Genomic DNA, 11,803 nt, shown 5'->3' with positions numbered 1-11,803 from the left:
CCGCCGCCAGGCCACGCCCCCCGCCGGCGGCGGAACGCCGGCGCAGACGGCACGGGCGGAGTTCTCCGGCCGCCACGCCCCGGGGAAAACCCTTCGACCTCCGTACCGGCAAAGGGGATCATTGCCGTCATGTCCACACTCAGGGAGGTCCACTTCTCGCCGGAGCCGCTCCCGGCGAGACTGCCGACGGCGCTCTGGCTCGACGACTCCGACTCGGCGATGGACGTGATCGACGCGCTCGCCCTGTCGCCGTTCGTCACGGGCGCGCAGCCGTGGTCGCGCGTCACGGAGCTGGAGCGGGTCCGCCGCGAGGCCACGCTCACCCCCGCCGGCGGGACGCTGGTCCGGGCGGCACGGGAGGAGAACGGCCGGGAGTCGCGGCTGGTGTGCGGGGAGGGCTGGACGCTGCGCGTGATCCGCTACCGCAACCGCTCCGCCACGGTCGGCGTGACGGCGGTCGACGACGAACTGGCCCGCGCGGTGATCGAGGAGACCGTCAAGGACGCGGTGGAGCCCGTCCCCGAGAGCGACCACGTCGAGATGGGTTTCTGGTGGCACGGTCCGCAGAGCCCCCGGCGTTCCGACAAGCCCATCACCGCCTCCCCGTGGGCGCGGATCTCCGGAAACTACGCCCGTTCCCTGAACGACTCGCTCTCCCGGCTGATGTCGGTCACCCCGGCCGACGTACACGGCCGCCTGATCCTCCTGCACGGCCCGCCGGGCACCGGCAAGACCACACTGCTGCGCGCACTCGCCCGTGAGTGGCGGTCGTGGTGCCAGGTGGACTGCGTGCTCGATCCGGAGAGGCTGTTCGACTCACCGGGATACCTGATGGATGTCGCGGTCGGCTTCGACACCGACGAGGGCCACGAAGGAGACGGCAAGGGCGGGAAGTGGCGGCTGCTCGTGCTGGAGGACTGCGACGAGCTGATCAGGTCCGGCGCCAAGGAGGTGACGGGGCAGGGGCTGTCCCGGCTGCTCAACCTGACCGACGGACTGCTCGGCCAGGGGCGTGACGTGCTGGTGGCCATCACCACCAACGAGGACCTGGCCCGCCTCCACCCCGCGGTGGTCCGTCCGGGCCGCTGCCTCGCCCAGGTCGAGGTGGGCGCCCTCCCCCACGACGAGGCGTCCCGCTGGCTCGGCACCTCCGAGGGTGTTCCGGCGTCCGGGGCCACTCTCGCCGAGCTGTTCGCCCTGCGCGAGGGGGTGACCCACGGCTCCACCGCCCCGGAGGGCATCGGTCTCTATCTTTGACGTCCTCACCTGCCCTGAGAAGACAGGGATTCCCGGCCGAAACCGGGTGGTTCGCGGAGCGGGACTGCGGGAGACATCACCGGTCCATATTTTTATGTATGGCGATATATATTCTCATTATCGATGGTTCAATTTCACCGTGGAGGAACTCCGGCGCTCCGCGACCCCGGCCGCCTCCGGCGCGGGATTCCTCCGTTCTCACAGCGGTCACACCTCTCCCGCCCCGCGGTCGCGGACTCGGGGGGACGCCGATCGGCGCCGCGCCGAGGGCCGGCGTGCCCGCCGGCCGGGAGGATCAGGACTGGCTGTCGGTCCAGACGTTGCTCACCCTGCCCCCGGAAGGGCACAGGTAGCTCTTCGTGAGCGAGGCGTACTGCCATGCGCTGTAGTAGTTGGCGCTCCTGGTCGTGCACTTCACGCCGAGCCGCCACCGCTCCCAGCCCGCCACGACGTTGCAGCCGCCGTACCCGATGGTCACCGCGGCGTTGGTGTAGGACCAGCAGCTGGCCAGGGGGCCGGCCGGGGAGGCCCCGGTCAGGGCGGGGGCCTGGGGGAACACCGGCCCTCCGGCCACCAGGACGCCGGCGGCGAGGGCCACCGCCGCCTTCAGGGAAATCACGCGCCGATACCTCCGATCAGAGTGCGAAATCGATCTCCGGGCGACGGGCGCCCGCATATCCGTGCGTGAAAGAACTTATCCCTGACATAAGAAACGGACAAGAAATTTCCTGCCGAGAGTACAGATGTTATATCTGAGTCACCTGTGTTATATCCAGCCGGAGCCAACAAAAGATCGACTCCAGAAAGGACCGCCGCAGGTAATGCGGCAAAACCGCTAGTCTGACCCGTTGTGAAGAGCACGATCCGATCGGCGACGGCCGACACCCTTGCCCGTATCGGCTCGGCGGCGGGCGTCCTGGGCGTGCTGACCGCGCTCTCCGCGGTGCTCTACTCCGCCGTCGGCCTGACACGCCTGCGCGCCTTCCAGCTCGGCACCTACGACCTCGTCATCTTCGACCAGGCCGTCCGGTCCTACTCCCGGTTCGAGGCACCGGTGTCGATCGCCAAGGGGGTCCACAACGACCTGGGCTGGACCTTCGCCGTCCTGGGGGACCACTGGTCGCCGATCCTGGCCCTGCCGGCCCCGTTCTACTGGGTGCACGACGGGCCCGAGACCCTGCTCGTCCTGCAGGGCGTGCTGCTGGCCTCGTCGATCCCCCCGCTCTGGCTCTTCGCCCGGCGCCGTCTGGGGACGACGGCCGCCCACCAGATCGCGGTGGCCTACGCGCTGTCGTGGCCGATCGCCGAGGCCGCCGCCTTCGACTTCCACGAGGTGGCCTTCGCCCCGGTGCTCACCGCGTGGATGATCGAACGCCACGACGCCGGGAGAGCGGGGCAGGCTGTCGCGGCGGGCGCGCTCCTTCTGTGCGTCAAGGAGGACATGGGCCTGATCGTCGCGGGATACGGCCTGTTCCTGCTGGCCACCCGGCGCCTGGCCGCCGGAGTGCTGCTGACCGGCTGCGGGGTCGGAGCCGTGATCCTCACCACCCGGGTGCTCATCCCGGCGTTCGGCGGACGCGCCGACTACTACTGGGCCTACGGTGCCCTCGGCCCCGACCTGCCCTCGGCCGCGGCCCAGGCGCTGAGCGACCCTCCGGGCGCGCTGGCGCTGCTGGGCACCCCGCCGGAGAAGCTGCTCACCGTGCTCCTGCTCGGCGGGATGGTCCTGTTCCTCTGCCTGCTCTCGCCGCTGACGCTGGTCGTGGTGCCGCCGCTGGCCGCCCGCATGATGGCGAGCTCCTTCCCGAACTGGTGGGGCGTCGAGTACCACTACAACGCCTTCCTTGTTGTGGTGATCTTCTGTGCCGCGGTGGACGGCATGGGCCGCCTGCGGTCCGGGCTGAGAACCCCGCTGGCCGCGGCCCTGCTGGGGGTCGCCGTCGTGCTGCTGCCCTTCTTCGCCTACGGCCGGCTGTCCACCCCCGACGGCCGCGCGCGAGCCGCCGCCGACGCGGCGGCGGCCGTACCGGACGGCGTGCTGGTGGAGACCGCCAACCACCTCGGCCCCGCGCTCACCTCCCGCACCCGGGTCCTGCTCTGGGACCGCGAACCCCGCTGGGCACCGTGGGTGGTCGCCGAGACCGGCAGGAAGACCTTCCCCTTCACGGGGCTCGGCGAGCAGCTGGCCCGGGTGGAGTTGCTGAGGCGGAGCGGCTACCAGGTCGTCTTCGACCGCGACGGCTACCTCGTCCTGCGGAGGGGCGAGACCTCCCGGTGACGACGTGTCCCCGGGCCCCGCGCCGAACGTCAGATCCCGCGCCGCATCGCCCGGACACCCAGGGCCAGGCCGACGGCCGCGACGGCGACGGCCGCGAGCACGCCGTACAGCACCGACGTGTCCGTGAACCGTCCGGCGAACAGCGCCCTCTCCGCCTCGACGACGTAGGAGACCGGGTTCAGCGCGGCGGCGACCCGGAGCCAGGCCGGGCCGAAGTCCAGCGGCAACAGCAGGCCCGACAGCAGGAGCAGCGGGAACATCACCATCTGGGTGACCCCGAAGAACAGCGTGCCACTCGGCCGGGACGCGATCGCGAGGACGAAGGACAGCGCGCCCAGGCCGACCCCGAACACGATCAGCAACGCCAGCCCGGCCGACGCCCCGGCGGGATGGAGGCGGAAACCCAGCGGCAGCGCGAGACCGATGATCAGCATGGCCTGGGCCAGCAGGATCACGAACTCCTTCAGGGTCCGGCCGACCAGCATCGCCGTACGGCTCAGCGGAGTGACGAGCATCCGCTCCATCGAGCCGCCGATCAGCTCGACCAGCAGGGAGTATCCGGCCATCATCGGCCCGGAGAGGCACATCATGATCAGGATCCCGGGCACGAACCACTGCCACGAGGAACCCTCGCTCCCGACGCTCCCGGCGCCGGCGAGCATCGGGCCGAACAGGAACAGGAGGATGAGGGGCTGCCCCATGGTGAACAGCAGGCCGAGGGGTTCGCGCAGCACGGGGGCGAACTCGCGGGAGAAGACGGTCGCGGTGTCACGGACGAACGGGATGCTCACGTGTCATGCCTTTCTGCGCCGAAGAACGCGTACGAAACACCGGGGAGACCGAGGGGACGGCCCCTTCCGGAGAGCAGACGGGGGCAGGGACGGGACAAGGCCGTCCGAACCGGTGGAAACACGAGGGTGGCAGGGAGGGGCGGGGGTTACCCGCCGCCGCCCGGGGCGTCGGCCTCGCGCAGGCTGCGGCCGGTGAGCGCGAGGAACACGTTGTCCAGAGTGGGCCTCGCGGTCTCGGCGTTGGTCACCTCCACACCCGCCGCCTCCAGCGACCGCAGGTATCCCGGCAGCGCCGCGCCCGCCTGGGGCACCCGGAGCCGTACGACCGTCCCGTCCACGGCGACATCTCCGGGCGAGGCGATCCGTTCGGCGATCGCGGCCGCCCGCGCCGCCCCCGCCTCCTCGCGGGTGGTGATCATGATGCGGTCGCCGGCCAGGTCGCCCTTCAGCCGCTCGGCCGTTCCGTCGGCGATGATCCGGCCGTGATCGATGATCACTACCCGTTCGGCCATGCTGTCGGCCTCCTCCAGGTAGTGGGTGGTCAGGAGGACGGTGGTGCCCCACTCCTCGCGCAGCCGCAGGATGTGCCCCCAGATGTTGGCGCGATTCTGCGGGTCGAGGCCGGTCGAGGGCTCGTCCAGGAACAGCAGATCGGGCCGGTGGACCAGCCCCAGGGCGATGTCGAGGCGGCGCCGCTGGCCGCCCGAGAGCGTGCCGGGTTTACGCATGGCCAGCGGCTCCAGGTCCAGCAGGCCGAGCACTTCCCCGGCCCGCCGGCGTGCCTGGGCGCGGGTGAGACCGTAGCAGCGGCCCTGGGTCACCAGTTCGTCGTGGAGGCGGAAGTTCTCCCCCGCGCCGCTCCTCTGCCCGATGTAGCCGATCCGGGCCCGCACCCCCGCCGGGTCGGAGACGACGTCGTGGCCCGCCACGGTCGCGGTCCCCGACGTCGGAGGGAGCAGAGAGGTCAGCATGCGCAGGCTGGTGGACTTCCCGGCCCCGTTAGGGCCGAGGAAGGCCACGAGCTGGCCGGCCTCCACATCGAGGTCGAGGCCGCGCACGGCCTCGATGCTCTCTCGCCTGGTCTTGAAGCGGCGGGTCAGTCCTCGGGCATGGATCATCGTCCCCTCCTCGGGGCGGGCGCGTTCGGCGGGCAGGCGGCGGGAAGCCGGGGCATGGTGAGGAAACCCCAGGTCGGGGGCTCAGCCGGAGATGGTTCATCCTTGACCACGCAGTCCGGATCTGGCAAACGTGAAACGTACGTTCATGTTCTGGCTGACCTGCGGAAACGCGCCTTCTCCAAGGAGACGTAACGAGCGCCGGCCTCCTCGCCCCAGGCCGGGCGCCCCGGCTGACCTGCGCTTTCCCCGATACGGCGAAAAAAGATGAAAAAAGGTTGGGTGCCCGGGACTCGTCCCCCGCGATCCCGCCCGGGGCACGGGCCGTGCCGGGGCACAGGGCGCGGAGTGGGCACGGGGTGGGGCACGGGTCGCCTGAGGTGCCGTCCGCGGTCCAGCGGGGTATGCACCGGTGGTCGATCGGTCTCCGGGGGGCGCTCTTCCATGGACAACGAGGTCTCACTGATCTGCTCGAACCTCATCAGGTTCGACACCACCAATCCGGGCCGCGGGGAGCGCCCGGCGGCCGAGTACGTCGCCGGGCTGCTGGCGGAGGCCGGCATCGAGCCGGTGGTGTTCGAGTCGGCCGAGCGGCGCACCAGCGTGGTCGCGAGGATCCCGGGTGAGACGCCCGAGGCCCTGCTGATCCACGGGCACCTCGACGTGGTCCCCGCCGAGCCAGCCGACTGGCGGATCCACCCGTTCTCCGGGGAGATCACCGGCGGCTGCGTCTGGGGCCGGGGCGCCGTCGACATGAAGGGCACCCTGTCCATGACGCTCGCCCTGGTCCGTGACTGGGCCCGGCGCGGCGTACGGCCGAGGCGGGACGTCGTGCTGGCGTTCCTCGCCGATGAGGAGGCCACCGGCGAGTACGGCTCGCGGCACGCGGTACGGCGGCACCGGGAGCTGTTCGACGGCTGCACCGAGGCGATCGGCGAGTCGGGCGGCTACAGCGTCGAACTTCCCGGAGCCCGGGTCTACCCGGTCGCGGTCGGCGAGCGCGGCACCGCGTGGATGAGGCTCACCGCCCGGGGCGTCGCGGGCCACGGCTCCCGGCCGCCGGTGGACAACGCGGTGGCCGAGCTCTGCCACGCCCTGTCCAGGATCGCCGCCCACCGATGGCCGGTACGGCTGACGCCTGGGGTGGCGGCGCTGATCACGAGCCTGGAGGACATCCTCGGCGAGAGGATCGACCGCGGCCGCCTGGAGCTGGAGGCCAAGCGGCTCGGCCGGGCCGGCACGCTGTTCGAGGCGCAGATCCGCAACTCGGCCAACCCCACGATGCTGGAGGCCGGCTACAAGGTCAACGTGGTTCCCGGCACCGCCGTCGCCCACGTGGACGGCCGGTTCCTGCCGGGCCACCGGGAGGAGTTCCTGGAGACGATCGACCGCCTGCTCGGCCCGAAGGTCACCCGCGAGTTCGTCAACGTTGAGGACGCCCCCTCGGCGCCGCTGAACTCGCCGTTCTTCGAGCGGCTCTGCGCCGCGATCGTCGCCGAGGATCCGGTCGCGCGGCCGGTGCCGTACGTGATGTCGGGCGGCACGGACGCCAAGTCCTTCGCCGCGCTCGGCATCAGGGGGTACGGCTTCGCACCCCTGATGCTCACCCCGGACCTGGACTACTTCGGCATGTTCCACGGTGTGGACGAGCGCGTTCCGGTCGAGGGCCTGGAGTTCGGCGTCCGCGTCCTGGACCGTCTCCTCGCCTCCTGAAGGCCGTCCTGTCACCCCGGGGGGAGGGGAGGAACGGCCCGCGAATCGATCAGGCGGGGGCCACCGTACCTGAGCCGGGAGGCGTGGGAGCGCGTCAGGCCCGGCCCCTATCGGCGGGCCATGGCCGCTGGCGCGCCGCCTGCCACGGGTGGCCCGGCGATCGCGACCGGCTCCAGGACGAGCTCGAACCAGACCTCGTTGGTGCCCGCCTGCCGGACGAAACCCCAGCGGTGTGACAGCGCCTCCAGCAGCGGCAGGCCTCGGCCCCCCGTGGCGTCCGTCGGGGCCCGGCAGACGCAGGGGGCCCCGGGTGAGCCCTCGTCCAGGACGCGGACCCGCACCGTCTCCACGGTGCGGGCGACGGCGACGGTGAACGCCCCGTCCTGCCCCGACCTGGAGTGGAGCACCGCGTTCGTGGCGATCTCACTGGTCAGTAACACGCAGTCGTCGTGGAGGGGGTGATCCCTGCCCAGGGCCATCGAGACCATCCGCCGAGCTCTCGCCACCTGGTCGGGAGAACCCGCCAGATGGAGAATCCATTCGCCTCCGTCGTACTCCGACGAGTCCATGTGGCCCCTCCGATGCTTTTCGCGCCTTTGGAAGGACGCGGGAGTCGGGAAGGGAGATGTCTCGAAAAAGTATGAATGGGGTCACTTACCAGATAGATAGGTCAGCCTTGGCAAGGCGCCCTTTCTCTGCCTACCCGCACCGGCGGCCCCGTACGGACCACCCGTCACAGCCGGTGCCAGCGCGCCTCGAAGAAACAGTAGACGGCGAAGAGCAGCAGGCCGACCGCGACCACCCCGAGAAGCCACGGCCCTGCCGGGGTGTCGGCCAGCGCGCGCAGCGTCGAGTCGATCCCCTTGGCCTTGTCGGGGTCGTAGGTGATCGCGGCCTGGACGAGGAACACCCCGGCGGCTGCGGCGATCACACCGCGGGCGACGTATCCGGCCATGCCCAGCTTCTCGGCGAGCCGCCGCGCCCTGGGCGGCATCTCACCGGTGAGCAGATCCTCCAGGAACCTCTTCCGGTAACCCTTGTGAACCCAGTAGCCCCCCAGGGCGACCAGTCCCAGCCCGGCCAGGCCCACGAGCACCGGGCCGCCGGGCAGGTCCATCAGCCCGGCGGTGAGGTCGTGCGAGCTCTCGTCGGTCGAACTGCCCGCGTCGCCGCGGAGCAACAGGCCCAGCAGCGTCGCCACGATCAGCCCGTAGACGACCGTGCGCGCCCCCGCCTCCACCCGGTCCTTGACCCGCCCCCGGCCCATGACCGCCTCCGACAGCTGCCAGAGGGTGAGCGCGGTGAAGCCCACGGCCATCAGCCAGAGCAGCACCGTGCCGAACGGCTGTTCGGCCACCGTCTGGACCGCGCCGGTCTTGTCGGCCTCCCTGCCCCCGCTCCCGCCTCCGAAGGCGATCTGCAGGGCCAGAAATCCGATCAGCCCGTAGAGGACGCCGCGACCGGCGAGCCCGATCCGGGCCAGCCTGTCCAGTGTCTGACTGTTCGCCGCTCTGCGCGCGGCGCCTTCCACCTGAGCGCTGTTCATAACAACGCGCTCTAACCGCCTAAAAAGCAGGTAAACCTTGGGACGTCGGTATCGGGCGTTCGCCGGACGACTCAGCCTTCCGGCATCGCGTCCAACCGTCGCAGGATGACGCCCTCGCGGAGCGCCCACGGGCACACCTCCAGCTCCCCCACTCCGAACAGGTCCATCGTGGCGTCCGCGACGATCGCCCCGGCCGGCAGCTGAGGCGCCCGCCCCTCCGACACTCCGGGCAGCCCGGCCCGCTCCTGCGAGTCCATCCTGGCCAGCCGGTCGACCCACTCGACCAGGTCGGCGTGCTTGAGCGTCCGCCGTACGGTCTGTCCCTCGTAGGAGGAGCCGGACCCGGCGATCCTGGCAAGCTGCCTGAAGGTCTTGGAGGTGGCCACCGCGTGATCCGCCTGGCCGTACCGCGCCACATTGCCCACCGTGCGGGCGATCTCCGCCCGCACGTGCCTGCGCAGTGCCCGCACCTCGTCGGCCGGCGGCGGGTCGGCGGTGAAGCAGTCCCGGGTGAGCCGGCCGGCCCCCAGCGGCAGCGAGAGCGCCACGTCCGGCTGTTCGTCGATCCCCGAGGCGATCTCCAGGGACCCGCCGCCGATGTCCAGCACCAGCAGCCGCCCGGAGGACCAGCCGAACCAGCGCCGCACCGCCAGGAAGGTCAGCCTCGCCTCGTCCTGGCCGGAGAGCAGCTGGATGTCCACCCGCGTGTCGGTCTTGAGCCGCGCGAGGACCTCCTCCCCGTTGACCGCCTCCCTGACCGCCGAGGTCGCGAACGCCATCAGGTCCTCGACCCCCTTGTCCTCGGCGAGCCGCAGGGCCTCCTCAACGAACTCGCGCAGCCGCGCGGCCCCCTGTTCGGAGAGCCGGTTGCCCTCCTCCATGTGCTCTGCCAGCCTCAACTCCACCTTGTGGGAGTAGGCGGGCAGCGGCCGAGCGCCCCGGTGCGCGTCCATCACCAGTAAATGCACCGTATTAGAACCAATGTCGAGAACACCCAGTCGCATGGGTTGAAATTACTACTGTTCACGATCCCTCCCGCCCTCCGTCCGGTCGCCGGGAGGCGGAGGCCGGGGTCGAGCGCCGTACGGCTCAGCCGACGTGGACCTGCGGCCGGCGGTCGACTCGGGGCTCGGCCCGCCGGAGGATCTCACGGGTCAGCGGGGGCACGTCCCCCCCGCCCAGGACCAGGTAGCCGAGCAGGGCGACCACCGGGTTGCCCTCGGCCCAGTGGAAGAAGATCTGCGGCATGCGGCCGGTGTGATCTCGCAGATACAGCAGGAGGGCGGCGATCGCGTTGGCGACCGCGGGGCCCTGGAGGACGAGGACGTGACAGCCGTCGCGCTCCTCGCCCCGGACCGTCAGCGTGCCGCCGAACTCCGAGGCGTCGCTCACCATCACCTCCAGAAAGAGCACCGGGACGTCGCCGGGCAGATGGTGCAGCTCGCGGGCCCGCCGATCCTTCTCCCGGTAGTCCGGGGGGTCTCGCAGGTCCGGGTTGCTGGCGATCAGCAGCAACTGCCCCGAGGCTTCCTCCTCCTCGACGAACGTCCGCGCCCCGGGTTCGAGGATCACCTCGTCCACCCGGAGTTCGAACGACCGGGTGGCCCGCGAGGCGAAGGAGGTGATGATGATCGCTGTGATGAAGAACGAGGCGATCTTGATTCCCTCGGGGCGCTCGAAGACGTTGGCGACCGTGGTGTAGGCGAAGAGGAGGGTGATCACGCCGAACGCCGCCGTCGCCCCGCGATCGCCCCGGCGGTACGCGGACAGGGTGACGGCCAGCGCGGCGGAGAGGATCACGACGAGGACGCCCGTGGCGTACGCGCCGCCCTGCGCGTCGACGTCCGCCCTGAAGACGATCGTGATGACGAACGCGACCACGGTGAAGACGAGCACCAGGGGCCGTGTCGCCGCCGCCCACCGGGGGGCCATGCCGTACCGGGGCAGGTAGCGCGGTACGACCGTCAGCAGCCCGGCCATGGCCGACGCCCCGGCGAACCACAGGATCACGATCGTGCTGAGATCGTAGACGGTGCCGAAGGCGGGGCCGAGGTATTCGTGGGCGAGGTAGGCCAGGGCACGGCCGTTGGCCCTGCCACCCGGCTCGAACTCCCGGGCCGGGATGAGCATGGCGGTGGTGAGGCTGCTGAGGATGAGCAGGAAACTCATGATCGCCGCAGCGGTGGTGAGCAGCCGCCTGGTGTCGCGGATCCGGCCGGCCGGATGCGCGGGGTCGTCGTCCGGTGAGCCCCGCACCAGGGGCATCACGGCCACACCGGTCTCGAAGCCCGACAGTCCCAGCGCCAGCTTGGGAAAGATGAGCAGGGCCATGACCATCATGGCCGACGGGCTGGAGTAGTGGGCGGTCAGCGCGGCCTTCCAGTCGACCACGTACTCCGGCCGGGCGAGCAGATGCCCTGCGGACACCGCCACGACGATCAGGTTGAGCGTCAGGAACACGCCGACCAGACCCACCGCGATGCCGATGGCCTCGCCGAACCCGCGCAGGAAGACGGCGCTGAGCAGCCCGATGAACAGCAGGGTGACGCCGATCCGGTGGCCGCGCAGTATCTCGGGGGCGAGGGGGTTCTCGATGAGGTGGGCGGTGACGTCCGCGGACGACAGCGTGATGGTGATGATGAAGTCGGTCGCCATGAACCCGAGCAGGACCAGGACCAGGAGTTTGCCCCGCCATCGGGGCAGGTACCGCTGCAGCAGGGCGATGGAGCCCTGGCCGTTCGGGCTCTCCTCGGCGACCCTGCGGTAGACCGGCAGCGCGCCCAGCAGCGTCACCGCGACCAGGACCAGTGTGGCGATCGGGGACAGGGCTCCCGCGGCCAGGAAGGCGATCCCGGGCTGGTAGCCCAGTGTCGAGAAGTAGTCGACACCGGTGAGGCACATGACACGCCACCACGGGTGGCTCCCGTCGGAGGTCGCGTGCGGGGCCGTCTTGGGAGCGGAGCCCTCCAGCAGCCACCCGGCCAGCCCTCCCGGTCCGCGAGCGCCTTCCGGCTCCGCCTCGCCCCGGCCCCCGCTCGGACTCGGGCCTGTCGCCATTCTCGCCACCCCCGTGACCTCTCTCCGATCTCCGGAGACCCTCCGC

The 11,803-nt window shown here is 70.9% G+C and carries 10 protein-coding genes; 3 read left to right on the top strand and 7 right to left on the bottom strand.

Translation table 11 applies throughout. The features are described 5' to 3' along the window. Positions 1–129 precede the first annotated feature (129 nt). Positions 130–1,257: a DUF5925 domain-containing protein gene (locus ABZ194_RS16955; protein WP_355597105.1), complete on the top strand. Its 1,128-nt coding sequence runs from the start codon at positions 130–132 to the stop codon at positions 1,255–1,257. Between the two features lie 295 nt (positions 1,258–1,552). Here the strand turns inward: ABZ194_RS16955 and ABZ194_RS16950 are convergent, their stop codons facing one another. Continuing rightward, positions 1,553–1,876 (bottom strand): hypothetical protein, encoded by a 324-nt coding sequence (locus ABZ194_RS16950; protein ID WP_355597104.1) that lies wholly within the window; start codon positions 1,874–1,876, stop codon positions 1,553–1,555. A 231-nt stretch (positions 1,877–2,107) separates the two neighbouring features. Between ABZ194_RS16950 and ABZ194_RS16945 the strand changes: the two genes are divergently transcribed. Then, complete coding sequence (locus ABZ194_RS16945; protein ID WP_355597102.1) at positions 2,108–3,535, top strand: DUF2079 domain-containing protein; 1,428 nt, start codon at positions 2,108–2,110, stop codon at positions 3,533–3,535. Between the two features lie 29 nt (positions 3,536–3,564). On the opposite strand, the gene ABZ194_RS16940 is transcribed toward ABZ194_RS16945, so the two are convergent. Together ABZ194_RS16940 and ABZ194_RS16935 are read right to left on the bottom strand one after the other, a co-directional pair. Continuing rightward, on the bottom strand, positions 3,565–4,326 hold the full coding sequence (locus ABZ194_RS16940) for an ABC transporter permease (protein WP_355597100.1): 762 nt from the start codon (positions 4,324–4,326) through the stop codon (positions 3,565–3,567). A 146-nt stretch (positions 4,327–4,472) separates the two neighbouring features. Beyond that, positions 4,473–5,444, bottom strand: coding sequence for an ATP-binding cassette domain-containing protein (locus ABZ194_RS16935; RefSeq protein ID WP_355597098.1), 972 nt, complete (start codon positions 5,442–5,444; stop codon positions 4,473–4,475). Positions 5,445–5,885: 441 nt separating this feature from the next. On the opposite strand from ABZ194_RS16935, the gene ABZ194_RS16930 reads away from it, so the two are divergent. Continuing rightward, the gene (locus ABZ194_RS16930) at positions 5,886–7,154 is read left to right on the top strand and encodes a M20/M25/M40 family metallo-hydrolase (protein ID WP_355597096.1); all 1,269 of its coding nucleotides are present in this window, start codon (positions 5,886–5,888) and stop codon (positions 7,152–7,154) included. A 107-nt stretch (positions 7,155–7,261) separates the two neighbouring features. Here the strand turns inward: ABZ194_RS16930 and ABZ194_RS16925 are convergent, their stop codons facing one another. The 4 genes from ABZ194_RS16925 to ABZ194_RS16910 form a co-directional block, all read right to left on the bottom strand. Further along, a complete protein-coding gene (locus tag ABZ194_RS16925) occupies positions 7,262–7,723 on the bottom strand; it encodes an ATP-binding protein (protein WP_355597094.1) in 462 nt (153 codons plus the stop codon). A gap of 164 nt (positions 7,724–7,887) precedes the next feature. Next, positions 7,888–8,700 (bottom strand): DUF1206 domain-containing protein, encoded by an 813-nt coding sequence (locus ABZ194_RS16920; protein ID WP_355597092.1) that lies wholly within the window; start codon positions 8,698–8,700, stop codon positions 7,888–7,890. A 71-nt stretch (positions 8,701–8,771) separates the two neighbouring features. Continuing rightward, positions 8,772–9,704: a Ppx/GppA phosphatase family protein gene (locus ABZ194_RS16915; RefSeq protein ID WP_355597090.1), complete on the bottom strand. Its 933-nt coding sequence runs from the start codon at positions 9,702–9,704 to the stop codon at positions 8,772–8,774. 85 nt (positions 9,705–9,789) lie between these two features. Then, complete coding sequence (locus ABZ194_RS16910; RefSeq protein WP_355597088.1) at positions 9,790–11,757, bottom strand: amino acid transporter; 1,968 nt, start codon at positions 11,755–11,757, stop codon at positions 9,790–9,792. Positions 11,758–11,803 lie beyond the last annotated feature (46 nt).

Source organism: Streptosporangium sp. NPDC006007 (genome assembly GCF_040614315.1).
Classification (GTDB): Bacteria; Actinomycetota; Actinomycetes; order Streptosporangiales; family Streptosporangiaceae; genus Streptosporangium.
This window is presented reverse-complemented; position numbering and strand designations above follow the sequence as displayed.